Annotated in this window: 21 protein-coding genes, 1 tRNA gene and 1 other RNA gene; 16 read left to right on the top strand and 7 right to left on the bottom strand. The window is 72.7% G+C overall.

Going from position 1 to position 20,506, the window contains the following annotated elements; translation table 11 throughout:
- Positions 1–56 precede the first annotated feature (56 nt).
- From ABT006_RS05250 to ABT006_RS05215, 8 genes are all read left to right on the top strand, one after another.
- Positions 57–572 carry a helix-turn-helix transcriptional regulator gene (locus ABT006_RS05250; protein WP_350703154.1) on the top strand — a complete coding sequence of 172 codons (516 nt, stop codon included), beginning with the start codon at positions 57–59 and terminating at the stop codon, positions 570–572.
- Between the two features lie 214 nt (positions 573–786).
- Entirely contained in the window at positions 787–1,908 is a 1,122-nt protein-coding gene (gene prfB / locus ABT006_RS05245) for a peptide chain release factor 2 (RefSeq protein WP_350703153.1), read from the top strand.
- A 118-nt stretch (positions 1,909–2,026) separates the two neighbouring features.
- Positions 2,027–2,707, top strand: a complete 681-nt coding sequence (ftsE, locus tag ABT006_RS05240) for a cell division ATP-binding protein FtsE (protein WP_091097362.1) — start codon at positions 2,027–2,029, stop codon at positions 2,705–2,707.
- A 65-nt stretch (positions 2,708–2,772) separates the two neighbouring features.
- Positions 2,773–3,648, top strand: coding sequence for a permease-like cell division protein FtsX (gene ftsX, locus ABT006_RS05235; RefSeq protein WP_350703151.1), 876 nt, complete (start codon positions 2,773–2,775; stop codon positions 3,646–3,648).
- Between the two features lie 134 nt (positions 3,649–3,782).
- On the top strand, positions 3,783–4,262 hold the full coding sequence (gene smpB, locus ABT006_RS05230; protein WP_350703149.1) for an SsrA-binding protein SmpB: 480 nt from the start codon (positions 3,783–3,785) through the stop codon (positions 4,260–4,262).
- Between the two features lie 104 nt (positions 4,263–4,366).
- Positions 4,367–4,742, top strand: a transfer-messenger RNA (tmRNA) gene (gene ssrA / locus ABT006_RS05225).
- Positions 4,743–4,982: 240 nt separating this feature from the next.
- Positions 4,983–5,453 carry a hypothetical protein gene (locus tag ABT006_RS05220; protein ID WP_350703147.1) on the top strand — a complete coding sequence of 157 codons (471 nt, stop codon included), beginning with the start codon at positions 4,983–4,985 and terminating at the stop codon, positions 5,451–5,453.
- A 41-nt stretch (positions 5,454–5,494) separates the two neighbouring features.
- Positions 5,495–6,469 (top strand): hypothetical protein, encoded by a 975-nt coding sequence (locus ABT006_RS05215; protein WP_350703145.1) that lies wholly within the window; start codon positions 5,495–5,497, stop codon positions 6,467–6,469.
- 82 nt (positions 6,470–6,551) lie between these two features.
- On the opposite strand, the gene mdlC is transcribed toward ABT006_RS05215, so the two are convergent.
- Both mdlC and ABT006_RS05205 read right to left on the bottom strand, forming a co-directional pair.
- Entirely contained in the window at positions 6,552–8,147 is a 1,596-nt protein-coding gene (mdlC, locus tag ABT006_RS05210) for a benzoylformate decarboxylase (protein ID WP_350703143.1), read from the bottom strand.
- A gap of 58 nt (positions 8,148–8,205) precedes the next feature.
- Positions 8,206–9,009, bottom strand: coding sequence for an S-methyl-5'-thioadenosine phosphorylase (locus ABT006_RS05205; protein ID WP_350703141.1), 804 nt, complete (start codon positions 9,007–9,009; stop codon positions 8,206–8,208).
- Positions 9,010–9,159: 150 nt separating this feature from the next.
- On the opposite strand from ABT006_RS05205, the gene ABT006_RS05200 reads away from it, so the two are divergent.
- Both ABT006_RS05200 and ABT006_RS05195 read left to right on the top strand, forming a co-directional pair.
- Positions 9,160–9,750, top strand: a complete 591-nt coding sequence (locus tag ABT006_RS05200; protein WP_350703140.1) for a YqgE/AlgH family protein — start codon at positions 9,160–9,162, stop codon at positions 9,748–9,750.
- 89 nt (positions 9,751–9,839) lie between these two features.
- A tRNA-Ala gene (locus ABT006_RS05195) sits at positions 9,840–9,912 on the top strand.
- Positions 9,913–10,112: 200 nt separating this feature from the next.
- Here the strand turns inward: ABT006_RS05195 and ABT006_RS05190 are convergent.
- The 3 genes from ABT006_RS05190 to ABT006_RS05180 all read right to left on the bottom strand — a co-directional run bounded on the left by ABT006_RS05190 (position 10,113) and on the right by ABT006_RS05180 (position 12,682).
- Positions 10,113–11,171, bottom strand: coding sequence for a hypothetical protein (locus tag ABT006_RS05190; RefSeq protein WP_350703138.1), 1,059 nt, complete (start codon positions 11,169–11,171; stop codon positions 10,113–10,115).
- Positions 11,168–11,656, bottom strand: a complete 489-nt coding sequence (locus tag ABT006_RS05185) for a SigE family RNA polymerase sigma factor (RefSeq protein ID WP_350703136.1) — start codon at positions 11,654–11,656, stop codon at positions 11,168–11,170. Before ABT006_RS05185 ends, ABT006_RS05190 begins: the two co-directional genes overlap by 4 nt.
- Positions 11,657–12,151: 495 nt before the next feature.
- Positions 12,152–12,682, bottom strand: a complete 531-nt coding sequence (locus ABT006_RS05180) for a hypothetical protein (RefSeq protein ID WP_350703134.1) — start codon at positions 12,680–12,682, stop codon at positions 12,152–12,154.
- A gap of 360 nt (positions 12,683–13,042) precedes the next feature.
- Here ABT006_RS05180 and ABT006_RS05175 point away from each other — a divergent pair, with 360 nt between their 5' ends.
- The gene (locus tag ABT006_RS05175; RefSeq protein ID WP_350703132.1) at positions 13,043–13,504 is read left to right on the top strand and encodes a hypothetical protein; all 462 of its coding nucleotides are present in this window, start codon (positions 13,043–13,045) and stop codon (positions 13,502–13,504) included.
- Between the two features lie 101 nt (positions 13,505–13,605).
- Here ABT006_RS05175 and mgrA read toward each other — a convergent pair whose 3' ends face one another.
- On the bottom strand, positions 13,606–14,595 hold the full coding sequence (mgrA, locus tag ABT006_RS05170; RefSeq protein ID WP_350703130.1) for an L-glyceraldehyde 3-phosphate reductase: 990 nt from the start codon (positions 14,593–14,595) through the stop codon (positions 13,606–13,608).
- 38 nt (positions 14,596–14,633) lie between these two features.
- Positions 14,634–15,086 (bottom strand): GNAT family N-acetyltransferase, encoded by a 453-nt coding sequence (locus ABT006_RS05165; protein WP_350703129.1) that lies wholly within the window; start codon positions 15,084–15,086, stop codon positions 14,634–14,636.
- Positions 15,087–15,321: 235 nt separating this feature from the next.
- Between ABT006_RS05165 and ABT006_RS05160 the strand changes: the two genes are divergently transcribed.
- From ABT006_RS05160 to ABT006_RS05140, 5 genes are all read left to right on the top strand, one after another.
- Positions 15,322–15,819 carry a hemerythrin domain-containing protein gene (locus ABT006_RS05160; protein ID WP_350703127.1) on the top strand — a complete coding sequence of 166 codons (498 nt, stop codon included), beginning with the start codon at positions 15,322–15,324 and terminating at the stop codon, positions 15,817–15,819.
- A gap of 88 nt (positions 15,820–15,907) precedes the next feature.
- A complete protein-coding gene (locus ABT006_RS05155; protein WP_350703125.1) occupies positions 15,908–17,149 on the top strand; it encodes a sensor histidine kinase in 1,242 nt (413 codons plus the stop codon).
- The gene (locus ABT006_RS05150; protein WP_350703124.1) at positions 17,149–17,817 is read left to right on the top strand and encodes a response regulator transcription factor; all 669 of its coding nucleotides are present in this window, start codon (positions 17,149–17,151) and stop codon (positions 17,815–17,817) included. Before ABT006_RS05155 ends, ABT006_RS05150 begins: the two co-directional genes overlap by 1 nt.
- Positions 17,818–17,916: 99 nt before the next feature.
- Complete coding sequence (locus ABT006_RS05145) at positions 17,917–18,984, top strand: hypothetical protein (protein ID WP_350703122.1); 1,068 nt, start codon at positions 17,917–17,919, stop codon at positions 18,982–18,984.
- Between the two features lie 71 nt (positions 18,985–19,055).
- Positions 19,056–20,504 carry a magnesium chelatase ATPase subunit I gene (locus ABT006_RS05140; RefSeq protein ID WP_502890852.1) on the top strand — a complete coding sequence of 483 codons (1,449 nt, stop codon included), beginning with the start codon at positions 19,056–19,058 and terminating at the stop codon, positions 20,502–20,504.
- Positions 20,505–20,506: the final 2 nt, after the last annotated feature.

Genomic DNA, 20,506 nt, shown 5'->3' with positions numbered 1-20,506 from the left:
GTGGCGAAACCGTGAAATCCTGGACGCCACGTCAGCAAAGTGGCAGCGTGATGGGCATGGCGGATTCCGGAGTCAACCCCACGGCGGCGGCCCTGCTCGGGCTGCTCCATGAGGGCCCCATGACAGGTGGCCAGTTGATGGCCGCCGCCGAGCGCCGGCTGGCGCCGTACTGGTCGATGACCCGTAGTCAGGTCTACCGGGAGCTGCCGGTGCTGGCCGAGCGGGGTCTCGTCCGGATGGGCAAGCCCGGGCCGCGCTCCAGCCAGCCGTACGCGATCACCGCAGCCGGAAAACGGACATTTTCCCGCTGGTTGACGGAGGACCCGGGGCGGGACACGATCCGCAACCCGGTCGCCATGCGGATCGCCTTCGGCGACCTGCACTCCGCCAGCCAGCTCAAGAACCTCCAGGCCGCGGCCAACGAATACCACACCGAGGCGCTCGCCAAGGTCCGCGAGCAGGTCAAGAACGCCAAGAAGGAAGGCGAGACGTACGACGCCAGCGCGCTGGAGTTCGCCGTCGCCTACCACAAGGCGGCCCTGTCCTGGCTGAAGAGCGCCCCGGTCGGCTGACCGGGCTCGCAAGCTCATTCTTCCCACGAGCGGGTCATCTTTTCGCTCGTGACTGCGGGGCTCGCAGGCTCACTCCTCGCACGAGCGGAGTTATCTTTTCGCTCGTGACTGCGGGGCTCGCAGGCTCACTCCTCGCACGAGCGGAGTTATCTTTTCGCTCGTGACTGCGGGGCTCGCAAGCTCACTCCTCGCACGAGCAGTACCCTTGTCTGTCGTGACCGCTGCCGATTACGCCGAACAGCTCAAGGACCTCGACGCCACCCTGCGCAACATCGAGTCGGTGCTCGACGTCGACCGCCTGCGGGAGGACAAGGCGCGCCTGGAGCAGGAGGCCTCCGCGCCCGACCTGTGGGACGACCAGGCCAAGGCGCAGCAGGTGACCTCCCAGCTGTCGTACGTCAACGGCGAGATCAACAAGCTCTCCACCCTCCGCTCCCGCCTCGACGACGCCGGGGTGCTGCTGGAGCTGGCCGAGGCCGAGTCCGACCCCGGGGTGCTCACCGAGGTCGAGTCGGAGATCGCCGGGCTGACCAAGGCCATCCAGGAGATGGAGGTCCGCACCCTGCTCTCCGGCGAGTACGACTCCCGGGAGGCGCTGGTCGCCATCCGGGCCGGCGCCGGCGGCGTGGACGCGGCGGACTTCGCCGAGATGCTGCTGCGGATGTACCTGCGCTGGGCCGAGCGGCACGGCTACCCGACGGAGGTCTACGAGACCTCCTACGCCGAGGAGGCGGGCCTCAAGTCGGCCACCTTCACCGTGAAGGTGCCCTACGCCTACGGCACGCTCAGCGTCGAGTCGGGCACCCACCGGCTGGTGCGGATCAGCCCGTTCGACAACCAGGGCCGCCGGCAGACGAGCTTCGCCGGGGTCGAGGTGCTGCCGGTGGTGGAGCAGACCGACCACATCGACATCCCCGAGAACGAGATGCGGATCGACGTCTACCGCTCCTCCGGCCCGGGCGGGCAGAGCGTCAACACCACCGACTCCGCCGTCCGGATCACGCACATCCCGACCGGGATCGTGGTCACCTGCCAGAACGAGAAGTCCCAGCTGCAGAACAAGGCGTCCGCGCTGCGGGTGCTCCAGGCGCGGCTGCTGGAGGTCAAGCGCCAGGAGGAGCAGGCCAAGCTCCAGGGCCTGAAGAAGGAGACCACCGGCGCGTGGGGCGACCAGATGCGCTCGTACGTCCTGCACCCCTATCAGATGGTGAAGGATCTGCGGACGGAGCAGGAAACCGGCAACCCGTCCTCGGTCTTCGACGGCGACCTGGACAGCTTCATCGAGGCCGGGATCCGGTGGCGTAAGCAGCAGGAGCTGGCCGGCGACACTGCGTGATCAGCCGCGGGCGGAACGCGTCTTCGATCTCCGCGTAACCCCGCAAATAGATGACGCGACTCGCAACGGCGGGGCGTGGGGCTTGGCTCCACGGTTACACCGCGTAGACTCACCACCCGTGATTCAGCTTGAGCAAGTGACGAAGACGTACCCGAAGGCGTCCCGGCCTTCGCTCGACAACGTGTCCGTCTCGATCGAGAAGGGCGAGTTCGTCTTCTTCATCGGTCCATCCGGCTCCGGCAAGTCCACCATCATCAAGCTGCTGCTGCACGAGGTCTCGCCCAACAAGGGCCGGGTCATCGTCAACAGCAAGGACGTCACCTCGATGCGTTCCTGGAAGCGACCCCACTTCCGGCGCTCGATCGGCTGCGTCTTCCAGGACTTCCGGCTGCTGCCGAACCGCACCGCGTACGAGAACGTGGCGTTCGCCCTCGAGGTGATCGGCAAGACCAAGGCGGTCGCCCGCCGGGTCGTGCCGGAGGTGCTGGAGTTGGTCGGGCTCGGTGGCAAGGAGCACCGCTACCCGCACGAGCTCTCCGGTGGTGAGCAGCAGCGGGTGGCCGTCGCCCGGGCGTTCGTGAACCGTCCGCTGATCCTGCTCGCGGACGAGCCGACCGGAAACCTCGACCCGGACACCTCGATCGAGATCATGCGCCTGCTGGACCGGATCAACCGCACCGGCACGACCGTCGTGATGGTCACGCACGACTCCAACATCGTGAACCAGATGCGCCGCCGGGTCATCGAGATCGAGAGCGGCCGCATCGTGCGCGACCAGGCCCGCGGCGTCTACGGCTGAGCCGACGCCACCCCTGCGCAGCCTGACGACGAACACCTCATGCCGGAGACCCGGAGGAAATCCCGATGCGCGTGAAATACGTCCTGTCCGAGGTACTGGTCGGACTGTGGCGCAACGTGACCATGACCATCGCGATGATCATCACGATGGCTGTCTCGCTGACCATGCTCGGCGCCAGCGGTCTCATGTACCGCCAGGTCGACGACATGAAGGACCTCTACTACAAGAACATCCAGGTCTCGATCTTCCTCGACCAGGAGGTGACCCCCGCGCAGCGTGACGCCCTGGACGGCCAGCTGAAGGGTGACCCGCTGGTCAAGGAGGTCATCTACGTCAACAAGGACGAGGCGTACAAGCGCTTCCAGGAGATGTTCCAGGACGCTCCGGACCTGCTCAGCGCCGTCAAGGCGGACAGCCTGCCCGAGTCGTTCCGGCTCACGCTGAACAACCCCGAGCAGTACAAGAGCATCTACGACCAGTACAAGGACGCCGAGGGCGTCGACGAGATCGTCGACCAGAGCCGGCTGCTGGACAAGATCTTCGACATCCTCACCTCGATCCAGAACATCGCCCTGGCCGCCGCGATCGTGATGGCCGTCGCCGCGCTGCTCCTGGTCGCCAACACGATCCAGGTCGCCGCGTACAGCAAGCGGCGTGAGGTCGCGGTCATGAAGCTGGTCGGCGCGTCGAACTGGTTCATCCAGGCGCCGTTCGTGCTGGAGGCCGTGGTCGCGGGCCTGATCGGCTCGCTGCTCGGCCTGGTGGCGCTGATCGCGGCGAAGTACCTCCTCTTCGACGGATCGTTGCAGGCGCTACAGGGCCTGCTCTCCCCGGTGGGCTGGGGCGACATCCTGGTGATGTTCCCGCTGATGGCCGGCGTCGGCGGCCTGGTCAGCGCGGTCACCGCCTGGGTCACCCTCCGCTTCTACCTGCGGGTCTAGCTTCCGTACGGCTCGACGGGCCCTCTCGCGCCAGGAATAAACGGCGCGGGAGGGTCCTTGTCGTTCGGGTAGCATGATCTCCGCCCTGCGGCCGGTCACTCCGGGCGCGGTCACACGGAAAGGGGGTGGCGCCGATGCCACGGGAGAAGGGGCGCAAGGTCGTCGCCTCCAACAAGAAGGCCCGGCACGACTACTCGATCCTCGACACCTACGAGGCGGGTATGGCGCTGACCGGCACCGAGGTCAAGTCGCTGCGGGCCGGGCGCGCGTCGCTGGTCGACGCGTTCGCCCAGGAGCGCAACGGCGAGCTCTACCTGCACGGGATGCACATCCCGGAGTACACGCAGGGCACCTGGACCAACCACGAGCCGAGGCGGACCCGCAAGCTGCTGCTCAAGCGGCTGGAGATCGACCGGCTGATCGGCAAGACCCGCGAGGGCGGCCTGACCATGGTGCCGTTGCAGGTCTACTTCTCCGACGGCTGGGCCAAGGTCGAGATCGCCCTGGCCAAGGGCAAGAAGTCGTACGACAAGCGGCAGGACCTCGCCAAGCGGGACGCGGACCGGGAGATCGCCCGGGTCACCGGCCGGCGCGGCAAGGGGATGGATGACTGATCTGTCTGCTTTGTCCGGGTCGGCACGCCGGCCAGGGGCTCGGGATGAAACCCGTTGCGGCAGGCGTTAGGCTTGGTGGAGCCGCCACAAGGGCGGCCCGTCGAGGGGGTGACTGGTTTCGACTTCGTACGTTGCGGCAGGGGAAGCGAGCCGAGGAAGCCGACGTCGTCTCGAGAATCGTTCGTCGGAAACCAATAAGCGCCAAGAACAATCGCGCTGACTTCGCTCTCGCCGCCTGAGGCGAGTAGCAAGTCTGTCGGCCTGGGAGCGCCTTCGACCCAGTTAGCCGGCATCAGCTAGAAGGCTGGCCAACCGGACCCGGTCGCGGGGTCCGTGCGGCGAGATCAATCAGCGACTGGGCCCGTCACACCGACTCGCTCGCGTGATCGGAGGGGCCGAGTAGAGGCACAGCGAGCTGCGCTCGGAGAAGCCCTGACAAGGCGGCGAAGGACCCGGGTTCGATTCCCGGCACCTCCACCACCAGTCGATGCGCCCCGGTCCACCGGACCGGGGCGCATCGTCGTCTCCGGGCGGGGACGGAGGCCTGGACGCGGGGACGGGAGGGCCCGGGCGCGGGGACGGAGGGCCTGGACGCGGGGCCAGTGGGGCGTGAGGGGCTGCTGCGGCTGACGGGGCGGATGAGGTGCCACCGCCTCTGGACAGGGCAAACGCGCCGGGTCCACCATCGCTGTACGGTCAGACGCGACGCGGGAGGTGCCCATGGTCACCGGTCCGATCCAGCAGCCGTCCACCGTCCCCGGGGCGCTCCGGCCGCCCGCCGCCCGCCGGCCCCCCGCCACCCTGCTCGGGGACCTGCACGCGCTCACCCGGGCCCTGGCGGCGCCGCCGGCCGAGCCGCGCTGGCGGGAGCGGGTCCTGTTCCGGCTGGGGCCCGTGCGGCAGGGCTTCGCGGAGCACGTCCGGGTCACCGAGGGGCCCGCCGGACTCTACGCCGAGCTGCTCGGCCAGGCGCCCCGGCTGGAGCACGGGGTGCGGCTGCTGGCCCGGGAGCACGCCGCCATCGCCGCCGCGCTGGCCGCCCTGCACCGGGCGGCGGAACTGCCGGAGGCGTCGGCCGACGACCTCCTCGGCCGGGCCGGGCACCTGGTGCGCGCCCTCGCCCGGCACCGGCAGCGCGGCGCGGACCTCATCTGGCAGGCGTACGAGACGGATCTCGGCGGGGAGACCTGAGCGCGCGGGAACCGGCGGCGGCGCCCCGGCGTCCAACCGACATGCGCCGTACCGCCGCCCTGCTGGGCCTGCCGCTGTTGATGATCGTCGCCGGGTGCGCCCCGGCCGGCTCCGAGCCGGTCGCTCCCGCCGGCTCCGATTCCCGCCGGGACGCGTTCACCCAACGGGCCACCGAGGTGGCCGAGGCGTGGCGACCGGCCCCGGCGTGGAAGACCGGATACGTGCCGGTGCAGGACCCGACGGTGCTGCTCGGCGATCCGGGCTTCACCGAGGCGACCAGGACGGCCTTCCAGAGCGGCTGGTACCGCGACCAGGTCGACCTGCCCGCCGACCTGCCCGCCGACGGCACCATCCGGTTCCCGGACGGCACGCTCACCGTGCCGCTGATCAGCGCGGCCACCGCCTACGGGCAGCTCGACCAGGGCGACCCGCCGCCGTGCGGGGGCCGGCCGAAGGGCCCTGCCGGGCCGAACGGCCCCGGCCGGCCCGGCCCCGGTGGCCCCACCATCGAGCCCGGCCCCGACGGACCGGTCAGCAGCACCGCGCAGACCGCCTGCGTCCCGCTGACGGTGACCGCCGTGAAGCTGGGCACGGCGCCGGTGCGCACCAGCCGTGGCGAGGCGCAGGTGCCGGCGTGGCTGTTCACCGTGGAGGAACTCTCCGCGCCGGTGGCGCGGGTCGCCGTGGCGCCTTCGGCCGTCACCGCCCTGCCTGAGCCGGCCGCGCCGGCGAGCCCGGCCCCGCAGGGCGTGGTCGGCGCCCAGGACCTGCGGTCCGTCGACGGCGCCACGCTGACCTGGCGGCTCGGCGTGGGCAGCTGCGACACCGGGATCACCCCGCTGGTGCAGGAGCGCGACGACGTGGTGGTGGTCGGCGGCGGCGTCACCACCGCCACCGGCGAGTGCATCATGCTGCTGAAGCTCGAGCCGGTCACCGCCACGCTGAAGGCGCCGCTCGGCGACCGGCCGGTGCTCGACGTGCTCACCGGCGCGCCGCTGCGACTCACCACGAGCTGACGCGGCGCCGGCACGCGGCAGACGGGCCGGTGCTGACGGGGTGGCGACTCACGGCCCAGTTCGTCGCTGCCCCGCCGGCGGGTCACAGGAGCCGGGGCACCTCGGTGCTGACCGGCACCGGCAGCACCGTCGGGCCGTCCGCCCGCAAACCGGCGACCAGGGCGTCGCCGAGCTGGTCCGGGTCTGTCACGACGGTGGTCGTGCAGCCGTAGCCACGGGCGATGGCGGTGATGTCCAGCCCCGGCAGGTCCAGCCCGGGCACCCCGGGGGTGTCCTTGAAGTCGGCGAACGACTTCAGGATGGCGTACTGCTGGTTGACCGGCACCACGACGACCAGCGGCAGGCGCAGCCGCGCGGCGGTCCAGAGGGCCTGCACCGAGTAGTGGAACGAGCCGTCCCCGATGACCGCGACCACCGGCCGGCCTCGGCCGGTGTCGCGCTGCGCCAGCGCGATGCCGACGGCCGCCGGCAGGCCGTACCCGAGACCGCCGCTGGCCATGGTGAAGTAGGACCCGGGCCGGGTGCTGCGCAACCGGCGGCGCAGCGCCGGCAGGTTGGACGGCGACTCCTGGACCAGGATCCCGTCGGCGGGCCAGTGCCGGGCCAGCGCCGCGAAGAGCGCGTCCGGTGCCGGCGGCAGCCCGCCCGGCGGCGGTGGCGGGTCGGGGCGCGGCGGCGGCGCCGGCCGGTCGGCCGCCGGCAACAGGTCGACCAGGGCGGCCAGGGCCAGCCCCGCGTCACCGAGCAGGCTGTCGCCCACCGGGGCGCGGGCCGCCTCCTCGGGGTCGTCGGTGACGTGCAGCAGGCGGGCGCCGTCGGGCAGATGGTCGCCCGGCACGTGCGGGTAGTACCGGAACACCGGCGCGCCGACGACCAGCACGGTGTCGCGCCCGTCCAGCGCCTCCGCCAGCGGCCCCGTCGCGAACGGCAGCACCCCGCGGAAGTGCGGGTGGTCCTCCGGGAACGCGGCCCGCTCCGGCGCGGGGGCCGACCAGACGGGCGCGGCGAGCCGCTCCGCCAGCGCCACCGCGGCCGGCCACCCGCCGGCCCGGTCCACGGCCGCGCCGAGCACCAGCGCGGGCGCGCGACTGCCGGCCAGCACGGCGGCGAACTCCCGCAGCCGCTGCGGGTCGGGCGCGAACCGGGTGGCCACCGTCCGCACCGGCGGGGGCGGGTCGGCGGGCTGCGCCCAGTCGTCGAGGGGCAGGGAGAGGAAGACCGGCCCGGCGGGCGGCTGCACCGCGGTCGCGTACGCCCGCATCAGCGCCGCCGGGACGTCCTGCGCGCGGACCGGCTCGTGGCTCCACTTCACGTACGGCTGGGGCAGCTCGGTGGCCCGCCTGCTGGTCAGCCGGGGCTCGAGCAGCAGCATCTCCCGGGTCTGCTGGCCGGCGGTGACGATCAGCGGGGTCCGGTTGTGCCACGCCGTGACGAGGTTGCCCATGCCGTTGCCCGTGCCGGGCGCGGTGTGCAGGTTGACGTGCGCCGGCCGGCCGGTGGCCTGCGCGTAGCCGTCCGCCATGCCGACCGCCGACGCCTCGTGCAGGGCGAGCACGTACTGGAAGTCGTCCGGGAAGTCCCGCAGGAACGGTTCCTCGGTGGAGCCCGGGTTGCCGAAGACGGTGGTCAGGCCGAGGGCACGGAGCAGGTCGTACGTGGTGTCGCGGACCGTTGCCATCGCCCCCCAATCTATCGGGGCTCCCCGGGCATCTCGGGCTTTTCGCCGCCTCCCCCCGTTAGGGGAGCGTGATGGGGAGGGTGATGCCGTCCAGCGCCCGCCCGCAGTCGCAGTCCCGTTCGGCGGGCAGCGCGGCGACCGCGTCCAGCAGGAGGCCCCGCAGCCGGTCGGTGTTCTCGCCGAAGACCCGGAACACCTCCTCCTGGGTCACCGCGCCGCCACCTTCCACGCCGGCGTCGTGGTCGGTGACCAGGGCGATCGAGGAGTAGCAGAGGGCCAGCTCGCGGGCGAGGACCGCCTCCGGGTGCCCGGTCATGTTGACCACCGCGCCGCCCATCGAGGCGAACCAGCGCGACTCGGCGCGGGTGGAGAAGCGGGGGCCCTCGACCACCACCACCGTGCCGCCGTCCACCGCCGGGACGTCCCGCCGCGCCGCCGAGGCGAGCAGCGTGCGACGGCCGGCCGGGCAGTACGGGTCGGCGAACGAGACGTGCACCGCGCTCTGGTCGTAGTAGGTCTGCGCGCGCCCGCTGGTGCGGTCGATGAGCTGGTCCGGCACCACGAACGTGCCCGGCCCCAGTTCCGGCCGCAGCCCGCCCACCGCGCACGGGGCGAGCACCTGGCGTACGCCGAGGGAGCGCAGCGCCCAGAGGTTGGCCCGGTACGGGATCAGGTGCGGCGGGTGGCGGTGGTCCCGGCCGTGGCGGGGCAGAAAGGCCACCCGCCGGCCGCCCACGTCGGCGATGGTGACGGCGTCGGACGGCGGCCCGTACGGCGTGTCCACCTTGTGCTCGGTCGCGCCGTCGAGCAGCGCGTAGAGCCCAGAGCCCCCGATCACCGCGAGTTCCGCCGTGACGCCCATCGGTCCTCCCTCAGGTCTGTCGATCACCCGACCGTCAGACCTTAACCACCGCCCCGGGGGCAAGCTATGGTGCCAGGCATGGCGTTGACAGCGCGCACGGCACCGGTGCCCCCGGGCGTCCTGGTGCGGTCGGTCTGACGGGGGTCCGGCATGCAGGGAGAGGGGCAGGCGATCGGCGGGCGGGCTACGGGGTCGATGGCCGGGCGGTTGCTGGTCGCGACGCCGGCGCTGAAGGACCCGAACTTCGACCGCACCGTCGTGCTGCTGGTCGCGCACGAGCCCGGCGGCGCCCTCGGCGTGGTGCTCAACCGGGCGACCGAGGTGCCGGTCGCCGACGTGCTGGGCGACTGGAGCGACCTGGCCCGCGATCCGGCGGTGCTCTTCGAGGGCGGGCCCGTGCAGCCCGACTCGGCGATCTGCCTGGCCCGGATGCGCCACCCGGTGCAGCGGCTCAAGGGCTTCCACCCGATCTCCGGCGCGGTCGGCACGCTCGACCTGTCGGTCGACCCGGAGCGGCTGCGGGAGGGCATCAGCGGCATCCGCGTCTTCGCCGGCTACTCCGGCTGGGGCTCAGGCCAGTTGGAGCAGGAGATCGAGGACGGCTCCTGGTTCTCGCTGGACGCGCTTCCCGGCGACGCCTTCGTGGACCGGCCCGACGACCTGTGGCCGATGGTGCTGCGCCGGCAGGGCGGCATGATGGCCGCGGTCGCCCACTTCCCGCCGGACGTGGCGCTCAACTGAGCCACCGGCGGGGTGGGGACCCCGCGAGATGACCATGCGGCGGGGCGTGTGTATAGTTCTCTCGTGCCCGGGCGACCGGGACGAGGCAAGGGGCCGTGGCGCAGCTGGTAGCGCACCACACTGGCAGTGTGGGGGTCAGGGGTTCGAGTCCCCTCGGCTCCACCCTTGCGAAACGCCCTAGTGGGGGACATAATCCCCCCACTAGGGCGTTTTCCGTTCGCGCCGCTCTCGGGGCGCTACGTGCCAGATCCATACTTCCGGAACGACCTGAACCTCGCCGGACCCCACCCGACGTCGGCACACCGGATGACCGGAGGCACCGACGTCGGGTGGGGCACGTCGTGGCTCGGCTGCCCCCGGTGTCAGCCGAACCAGCGCACCCCCTGCGCGATCCGTACGAGTTCCGGAGTGACGGCGGCCGGGTCCGGCGGGGATGACACCCGGACCGGCACGGGGCTGGACCCCGACACCACCAGTTGCCCGCCGTGGAAGCCCTCCAGCACCAGGGCCCTTCCCTGGTTGGTCAGGTAGGTCGGCAGTCCCTGTACGTCCCCGACCCGCTCGTCCGGGTTGAGCGGGAACCTGTTCGCCGCGTCAGCGCTCCAGCTGATCCGGTACGTGGTGCCGACATCGATCGTCGGCAGGTCGGTGACCACCCCGTCCTCGGTGATGCCCTCCGCCGCGCCATGCGGCCGGCCCGAGCCGTCCTGGTACGCCACCCCGAAGTGCAGGCCACCGCCGTGCGTGACCATGGCGAGGCGCTGCCCGGCCGGCAGGTAGGCCGGGGCGAACGGAGCGCCGAGCGGCCCCGACGGCGTTTCAGTCAACTGCTCGGCGATCCGCCGGGCCGTGGTCTCCAGCCCCTTGGCCGCTGGACCGCCCGGAGTGCCGACGCCGTACTCCAGCGAGGCCCAGCGGCCCGACGGGAGTGGGAACTCGACGAACGACCGGGTCGCCCGGGTGACCGTCCGCCCGGGGCGGCCGTTGACGGCGACAGGCTTCCATCCGCGCGTTGTCGGCGTGCCCTGCCGGCCCGACTGGTCGATGCTCACGCTGAGGTACGCGCCGCCGCTCATCGGATAGAGGATGCTCTGCGCGGCGGGGCCGCAGCTCCGGATCGGCGTGGACAGTCCTGTGGGGAGCCAGCCGAGGCTGAGCCGGCACTCCTGCGGCGGCACCGGGGTCGCTCGCCCGGACGGGGACGCGCTGTCGGCCGGACGGGACAGAAACCCCTCGTCACCGCCGATGAGCACCGTCGTGCCGGTCAGGCCCAGCGTGGCGACCGCGGCGAGCCCGACGGTCGCGTACCGTCGTCGCCGGGCGGAGCGGGCTATCCCGACCCGCACCTCGGCCAGCACGACCTCGGTGTCGGGAGTGTGCCGTTCCCCCTCGGCAAGGGCCCGGAACAGTCGTGCGTTCATCGGCTCTCCTCCAGTTCCAGCTCAAGCCTGAGAGCGGCGAGGGCCCGGGCCCGGTAGACCCGGACCGACGCGACCGCGCACCGCAGCACGTCGGCGATCTCGACATCGGAAAGGTCCTCGTAGTAGCGCAGCACAACCACGGCCCGCTGCCGGGGCGGCAGCGCCGCCATTCGCGCCCACAGGTCGTCGCGCTCGGCGTGGCCGACCGCGTGATCGGGGCCGTGCTCCTCGACCGGTCGGCGTGCCTCGTCCAGCGCCGCCCGTCGGGCTCGGCGCCGCCGCAGGGAGAGGTACTCGGTGAGCACCATCCGGCGCAGGTACAGGTCGGGTCGGTCCATCCGACCGATCCGGCCCCACCGGGCGTGTGCCCGGATCATCGCGTCCTGGACCACGTCCTGGGCGAGGTCCCGGTCGCCGGTCAGCACGGCCGCGTACCGCAGCAGGGTCGGCAACCGGGCTGCCATCACGTCATCGAAACTCTCCACCCGCGCACCTCCTGCCCAGAAGAACGCCACGGGCTCCCCGGGGTGTGACACGGCTCGACGGTCGACCTTCGGCGACACCGTCCTCACGCGACCGAGGGGGTGGAGGCAGGTTCGGGCCGAAGTTGCGCCACAGCCCGAGCGAGATCGCCGGCAGCCGCAAGTGGACCGAGGTGAGGAGGGGGACAATGGCCGGCTAAGCCAGGCGTGCCAGATCCGTGCCAGTACGGCCGGTCGATGCGGGTAGTAGCGGGGAGTCAAGGGCGTACGGCCTATCGTGCCATCCTGACCGGCCAGGGTGGCGGCGGAGATCCAAGATCCCCCCTGGCAGTGTGGGGGTCAGGGGTTCGAGTCCCCTCGGCTCCACCCTTGCGAAGCGCCCTGGTGAGGGACATCCTCCACCAGGGCGTTTCGGCGTTCCTGCGGCTCTTGGCCCGCCACGTGCCCCAGCTGTGCCAGTTGGCACCGGCAGGTGCCGGCTGGCCTTGGTGCGGCGTTTCAGGCGGATGTGACCCGGTATCCGCCGCTTCGTACCGTGAAGAACGGCGCGGGTGCCATGACGGGTGCGTTCGGGCTCCCGGCCATGCACGTGGCCAGGTTCTCTACCGGTCCTGTCGAACCCAACTGGTCGAGGCTGCGCCCGGAATCGTCGTCACCGCCGTCGAAGACGGTGAAGCCGAGGTGCCTGCCCAGCCAGCTCTGAGTCAGCTCGGGCGAGGTCTTCGTGACGATCGCGGTCAGTGTCGAGGCTCGGCCGCTGGTCATCACGCAGTTCACCGCTCCTTCGGCCCAGAGGGTGAGATTCAAGGCGGCCACCCGGTGGTAGACGCGGACCGTTCCCTCGGCATCGGCAGGGTGAGGGACCTGACCTGCGGCGGGGGAGACGGCGTGGGCGTCGAAGGTGAAACGGACGTCGTCGTCGGGCGCCTGGGGGTAGAAGACCCGTGCCGACCCGGTCACGCGCGCGATCGACTGCGTCCGGGTGGAGGCCGCCCCCGGAGAAGCGGCCGGGATGGCGGACGCGGTCACCGTCGCCATGCTGAGGGCCGCCAACGTGCGGAAGCCTGCTCTGGTCATGCGTTCTCCTGGTGTGAGCGGATTGTGCTCTCGACTCGCAGCATCACAAGTCCTCTCGGGCCGCCGCCTCCCCTGCACGAGTGATCTGTGGCAGCGGCAGAGTTGGTCGTGTGATTGGTCATAATCAAAGAACGTCAATGAAAGCGCCGTGCCACCGCTGGTGAAATGGTCGGGGTGGCCGTCGGGCACACATCGATGCCGTTGTGGTGTCTGGTCCGGACATACATCGCTGCGTGCCGGAATTGCCATTCTGTCCCGGCAACCAGATCGCTCGGTGAAGGGGGAGAACGGGTGTTCCGAATGATGCGGAGAATGGCGGTCGCGGTGACGGCGGCGGCGGCCCTGGTCGGGGTGGTGGGTGCCCCGGCGCAGGCGGCGGTCAACCCGTACACGCCGGAGGCGGTGTGCGGCGTCGGCTACACGCGGATCGACCAGGACCCGATCCGCAAGGACACCGGCGAGCTGCTGGGCACGGTCCACCTGCTGCGCAACAACCTGACCGGCTACGCGTGCGTGGTGACGATCAAGTCGGCGTACGCCGGGGTGGCGACCCGCACCGGGGTCTACGCCGACACGGACTACGCGTCGCCGGTTCAGGACGAGGGGCTGAAGTTCTACTACGCCGGGCCGGCCAAGACGTACGTGGGCCTGGGCGGCTGCGTTCTCTGGGGCGGCTCGATGGCCGACTCGTCCGGCACCGTCTGGTACCACGCTCGGGCCAACCCGGCCATCGGTGGAATCGTCACCTGCGGGGACGTCTCGCACCCGCAGTAGATGAACTGCTGAGTGCGTGGACGGGCCGGTGGTGCGATTCCACCGGCCCGTCCGGCAATCACGTCGACGCCATTTCCAGACTTCCCGGGAACCGGTGCGGCTCAGCCGAGGCGGCGCTCGATCTCGGCCAGTTCCTCGGCGGTGAAGTCGAGGTTGTCCAGCGCGGCGATGTTCGCCTCCAACTGGGGCACGCTGCTCGCCCCGATGATCAGGCTCGTCATCCGCGGATCGCGCAGCGCCCAGGCGAGCGCGAGCTGCGCCAGGGACTGGCCGCGCCGCTCGGCGATCGCGCCGAGCGCCCGGATGGTGGCCATCTTCTCCTCGCCGAGGTCGCTCTCGCTGAGGAAGACGCTGGTGCGCACCCGGGAGTCCGCGGGGATCCCGCCGAGGTAGCGGTCGGTGAGCAGGCCCTGGGCGAGCGGGCTGTAGGCGATGCAGCCCGCGCCGACCCGCTCCAGCGTGTCGAGCAGGCCGTCGTCCTCCGCCCAGCGGTTGAGCATGGAGTAGGACGGCTGGTTGATCAGCAGCGGCGTGCCCAGCTCGCGCAGGATCGTGGCGGCCCGCTCGGTCTGCTCCGAGTCGTAGTTGGAGATGCCGACGTAGAGCGCCCTGCCGGAGCGGACGACGGCGTCGAGCGCGCCCATCGTCTCCTCCAGCGGGGTGTCCGGGTCGAAGCGGTGCGAGTAGAAGATGTCGACGTAGTCCAGCCCGAGGCGGCGCAGCGACTGGTCCAACGAGGAGACCAGGTACTTGCGGGAACCCCATTCGCCGTACGGGCCCGGCCACATCAGGTAGCCGGCCTTGCTGGAGATCACCAACTCGTCCCGGTACGCCCTGAGGTCCGTGGCGAGCATCCGGCCGAAGTTCTCCTCGGCGGCGCCCGGCGGCGGGCCGTAGTTGTTGGCCAGGTCGAAGTGGGTCACGCCGAGGTCGAAGGCGCGGCGGACGATGTCCCGCTGCCGCTCGTAGGGCCGGTCCGGGCCGAAGTTGTGCCACAGCCCGAGCGAGATCGCGGGCAGCCGCAGCCCGCTGCGCCCGCTGCGCCGGTAGGCCATCGTCTCGTAACGGTCGTCCGCTGCCAGGTACGTCACGCCCCGACCCTAGCCTCCCGCCCGATCCGACGCGGAGGTCAGAGGTCGAAGCGGAGGCGGGGCAGGGTGCGGCCGGTGGAGGGGGAGACGCAGGTGCCGGCGGGTACCGCGCCGACGTGCCGGTAGAAGGCCTCGGCGCCCGGGTCCGCCTCGATCCACAGCGTACGGGCGCCAGCGGCGCGGGAGGCGGCCACGGCGTGGTCGAACAGCACCCGGCCGGCGCCGGTGCCGATCGCCGGCGGGTCCACGAAGAGCATGTCCAGTTCTAGTTCGGGCGGCGCGCCGGCGAGCACCACCAGGCCCACCACCCGGCCGTCCCGCTCGGCCACCGCCACGTGTCGGGCAGTCACGTCCGCCGGCGTCAGCGTCAGCTCCGTACGGCAGCGGGCCAGGAACTCCGTGTCGTATCCCCAGTGGCCCTTGGAGCGCAGCGCCAGCTCGGTCAGCTCGGTCGCCTCGTCGGGCCGGGCGGGCCGGATGAGGAATCGCACCCGCCCATTGTGCCGGAGGTGCGGCGAGCGGCACCGGGGCGGCACCGGGGCGCTGCCGCTCCTTGCGCGAGCCCGAACGGGCGTACCGTCCCTCTTGTCCGGGTAGGTTCGGTGACATGCGTCTCGTCCAGCTCGACACCCCGAAACCCCTGTCCACGATCGGCCTCGGCACCTGGCAGTTCGGGTCCCGGGCGATGCCCCGCCTGCTCCGGGCCCGAACCGGAAAGTGAGCCCGATGGACGACATCACCTCGCTGATCCTCGACGACCACGCCGCCTTCCGGCGGGGCTTCGCCCGCCTCGACGACGCCCGCGACGAGCACGAGCTGCTGGCGATCTGGGACGCGCTCGCCCTGCACCTCGACATCCACGCCGAGGCGGAGGAGGCGATCCTCTACCCGCACCTGGTGCGCCACGGCGACGACGGCGAGGCCGAAACCGTCGACGCCATCGGCGACCACAACAAGATCCGCGACGCGGTGGCCGAGTCCAAGCTGCACCCGGTGGGCTCCGACCAGTGGTGGGCGGCGGTGCGTACCGCCCGCCGGGAGAACAGCGAGCACCTCGCCGAGGAGGAGGACGAGGCGCTGCCCGACTTCCGCCGGCACGCGAGCGACGAACTGCGCGCCGAGCTGGGCCGCCGCTGGCTGACCTTCTACGGCGAGCACAGGAACGGCCGCGACCTGCCCTTCACCGACAAGGACCCGCAGCGCTACGTCGACGAGCACCGCTGACGCGCCCCTCGTCCGACCGGCGGCCGGGCCACCGATCTCCCCGACGTGGGGGAGTCGGCGCGGGGCGGCCCCGGGACAGAATGGGCGGGTGAAGCCCCGCACCGCCCTCGCCCCGCTGGTGGCCGGCAGCACCTGGCGGCGCGGAGTGTTCCTGCTGCTCGGCGGGGTGCTCGTGCTGCCGTACGTGCTGCTGGCGGTGGTGTTCGCGCAGATGCTGACGCAGCCCGACGTGCCCCGGCCGCTGGTGCTGGGGCTGCTCGTCGTCGCGGCGACCATCGCGGCGGTCCCGGTCTTCCTCGACGGCCCCCGGGCGCTGGAGATCGCGGCCGCGCGGGCCCTGCTCGGCGTCGACCTGCCCGACCCGGCGCCCGGGCACGCCGCCGACCGCGAGACCCGACTGCGTTCGGCGCTCTGGATCGGGCTGCACCTCGTCAGCGGCGGGCTGGTGGTGGCCGCCCTGTTCAGCGCGGTGCCGATGGCGCTGGCCTTCATCGGCCAGCAGTTCGGCCTCGACATCGGGATGACCGGCGGAGAGCGGTTCGGGCCGTTCGACGGGCGGGACACCGGCTGGCTGACCCTTACGGGCATCGTGGTGCTGGTGGCGCTCGGCTACGCCGTCGCCGGGCTGGGCGCGCTGGCCGTGTCGATGGCCCCGGTGCTGCTCGGCCCGGCCCAGGCGGAACGGATCGCGGCCCTGGAGGCCCGGGCCGCCCGACTCGCCGAACGCAACCGGCTGGCCCGGGAGCTGCACGACTCGGTGGGGCACGCGCTGACCGTCGCCACCCTCCAGGCGGGGGCGGCCCGCGAACTGCTCGACCGGGACCCGGAGTTCGCCCGGCGCGCGCTGACCGCGATCGAGGAGGCCGGGCGCACCGCCATGGACGACCTGGACCACGTGCTCGGGCTGCTGCGCGAGCCCGCGGGCGGGCGGGCCGCGCCCGCCCCGCAGCGTACGCTCGCCGACCTGGACCGGCTGGTGGCCGACACCCGCGCCGCCGGCCTGCCCGTCGACGCGCGGTGCGCCGGCGACCTCGCCGACCTGCCCGCGGCCGTCTCCCGGGAGGGCTACCGGATAGTCCAGGAAGGGTTGACCAACGCCGCCCGGTACGGTCGGGGGCCGGTCACGCTGCGCCTGGGCGTGCACGCCGACGCGCTGGAGCTGGAGCTGGACAACGCGGTGGGCCGCCGGCGCCGTGCCGACCCGGGCCGGGGCGGCCGGGGCCTGGACGGGATGCGGGAGCGGGTGCTGCTGCTCGGCGGCCGGCTGACCGTCGGGCCCGACGGCGACCGCTGGCGGATCCGGGTACGGCTGCCATTCGAGGGGACCTGATGACCGACACCGCGACGACCACCACCGGCGTGCTGATCGTCGACGACGACGAGCTGATCCGGGTGGGGCTGCGGGCCATCCTCGACGCCCAGCCCGACCTGCGGGTGCTCGGCGAGGCCACCGACGGCGCGGAGGTGCCGCCGCTGGTCGCCCGGCTGCGCCCCCAGGTGGTGCTGATGGACGTGCGGATGCCCGGCATCGACGGCATCCAGGCCACCCGGCGGCTGCTCGCCACCTCCGCCGACCCGCCCCGGGTGCTGGTGGTGACCACGTTCGCCAACGACGAGTACGTCTACGACGCGCTCCGCGCCGGAGCCAGCGGGTTCCTGCTCAAGCGGGCCCGGCCGGCGGAGGTGGTGGAGGCGGTCCGGGTGGTCGCGCGCGGCGAGTCCCTGCTGTTCCCCGCCGCCATCCGCCGCCTCGCCGGGGCGTACGGGGGGCGGGGCGCCGACCGGCTGGAGGCCGCCCGGCTCACCGACCGGGAGGCCGAGGTGCTGCGGCTGATGACCACCGGCCTGTCCAACCCCGAGATCGCCGCGCACCTCGTGGTGGGCGTGGAGACGGTGAAGACCCATGTCGGCAACGTGCTGGCCAAGCTCGGCGTGCGCGACCGCACCCAGGCGGTGATCGCGGCGTACGAGTCGGGGTTCGTCACCCCGTCGGGCTGAACGGCCCTTCCGGGTCAAGCAGGTGGTTCCCTCCGCAGGGGGAGTGGGTTCACCGCCGCACGGGAGGGAACGCGGGGCCCGCCGGCCGAGGCTGAAGGCATGACGACGACCCTTCCGCACACCCGCCGGCCGGCCGTGCACCGGTCAGCACGGCTCGCCCCGCTCGCCGCCGCCTGGCTCGGCCTGTGGGGCGTGCTCGCCCTCGTCTCCACCGCCACCGGCGCCGGCTACCCGTTCGGCGCGAACGACCCCGGCGGGGACCTGAACCTGCTGCGGCTGGTCCCGACCGCCGCCGGGCCGCCGCTGTTCGCCGCGCTGCTGCTCAGCGCCGCCGTCGCCGCGCTCGCCATGGCCGGCCCGCAGCGTCCGGGCCGGCCGCTGCGCGCGCTGCTGTCGGCGTACGCCTGGACGGTCGCGTTCCTGCTGGCCGTCGTCGTGCCGGACGTGGGAGTGCTGACCATCCTCGGGTACGCCCCGATCCTGGTCATCGGCGCGCCGTTCGGCTGGCCGCCGGTGGACTACGCCGACATCTTCACCTGGGCGCTGTTCGCCCGGTTCGCGGCCGTCGTCGGCGGGGTGCTGCTCGCCGGGGCCGTGCTGGGCTGGCAGCGGCGCACCGCCGGCGCCTGCCCGGGGTGCGGACGCGACGGCACCGACCACGGCTGGACCTCGCCCGCCTCGGCCACCCGCTGGGGGCGCTGGGCGGCCTGGGTCGCGGCCACCATCCCGGCCCTGTACGCCGTCACCCGGCTCGCCTGGGCGGCCGGCATCCCGCTCGGCATCGAGCAGTCGTTCCTCGACGAGATGCGGGCGAGCGGGCTGGTGTGGGCGGGCGCCGGGCTGGGCGGGTTCGCGCTGGTGGGCGCGGTCCTCACGCTGGGCCTCGTGCAGCGCTGGGGCGAGCGGTTCCCGCGCTGGATGGCCGGCCTGGCCGGGCGGCCGGTCCCGGTAAGGCTCGCCGTGGTCCCGGCCACCCTCGTCGCGGTGGCGGTCACCGCGGCGACGCTCGGGCTGCTCGCCAGCCCCGCCTTCTGGGACTTCGGCGAGGTCAGCCTGGCCACCGCGCCGATGCTGCTGTGGCCGTTCTGGGGCGTCGCCCTCGGCGCGGCCACGTACGCGTACCACCTGCGCCGCCGGGGCGCCTGCGGGGACTGTGGCCGAGGCTGAGCCGTACCGACGGCGGGGGCGCCCGGTCGACGGACCGGGCGCCCCCGGCTCCGTGAGCTAGCGTGGTTGGGGTGACTGCGCCTTCCCCGGTTACCCCGGTCCCACCGGCCGACCTACCCGGCACGCTCGGCGCGCTGCGGGCGGCCGGCCACGCGTACCGCACGGTCAAGCAGGAACTCCGCGACAACCTTCTGGCCCGGATGCGCTCCGGCGCCGACCGCTTCCCCGGCATCGTCGGCTACGACGACACGGTGCTGCCCGAGGTCGAGCGGGCGCTGCTCGCCGGGCACGACATGGTGCTGCTCGGCGAACGGGGCCAGGGCAAGACCCGGCTCATCCGCTCGCTGGCAGGGCTGCTCGACGAGTGGACCCCGGTGATCGCCGGCTCGGTGCTCAACGAGCACCCGCTGCACCCGCTCACCCCGGCCTCCCGGGCGCTGGTCGCCGAGGCCGGGGACGACCTGCCGGTCGCCTGGCTGCACCGCTCGATGCGCTACGGCGAGAAGCTGGCCACCCCGGACACCAGCGTCGGCGACCTGATCGGCGACGTCGACCCGATCCGGGTCGCCCAGGGGCGCACCCTCGGCGACCCGGAGACCATCCACTTCGGTCTCGTACCGCGCACCAACCGGGGCATCTTCGCGGTCAACGAGCTGCCCGACCTGGCCGAGCGGATCCAGGTCGCGCTGCTCAACGTGCTGGAGGAGCGGGACATCCAGGTCCGCGGCTACCAGCTGCGGCTGCCGCTGGACCTGTTCCTGGTGGCCAGCGCCAACCCGGAGGACTACACCAACCGGGGCCGGATCATCACCCCGCTGAAGGACCGCTTCGGCGTGGAGGTCCGCACCCACTATCCGGCCGACCTCGACCTGGAGCTGGCTCTGATCCGGCAGGAGGCCGACCCGGTCGCCGAGGTGCCGGAGCACGTGCTGGAGGTCCTCGCGCGGTTCGCCCGCGCCGTGCGCGAGTCGCCGTCGGTGGACCCGCGCTCCGGCGTCTCCGCCCGGTTCGCGATCGCCGCCACCGAGACGGTCGCCGCCGCCGCTCTGCGCCGCGCCGGCCTTCTCGCCGCCGGTGCCGACGGGGGGCGCCCCGAGGCGCCGGTGGCCCGGGTGGGCGACGCGGTGTCGGTGACGTCGACACTGCGCGGGAAGGTGGAGTTCGAGAGCGGCGAGGAGGGGCGGGAGGTCGAGATCCTCGGCCATCTGCTGCGGACCGCGACGGCCGAGACGTTCCGGGCCCGGCTGGCGGGGCTGGACCTGTCCGGCTTCACCGCCCTGGTCGACGAGGACGCGGTGATCGAGACCGGCGAGCTGGTCAGCTCGGCGGAGCTGCTGCGCCAGGTGGGCACCGTTCCCGGGCTCGCCAAGGCGCTGGACCGGCTCGGCCTGGGCGACGCGCCCACCCCCGAGCAGGCCGCCGCCGGCGTCGAGTTCGTCCTGGAGGGGCTGCACCTGACCCGCCGGCTCGGCAAGGACGTCACGGACTCCGGCCGGACCCGCTACGGCGGCCGGGCCTGAGC

Source organism: Micromonospora sp. NPDC002717, from assembly GCF_040295705.1.
Taxonomy (GTDB): domain Bacteria; phylum Actinomycetota; class Actinomycetes; order Mycobacteriales; family Micromonosporaceae; genus Micromonospora.
Note: the sequence above shows the minus strand (reverse complement) of the source record. Positions and strands in the feature narration are given on the sequence as shown.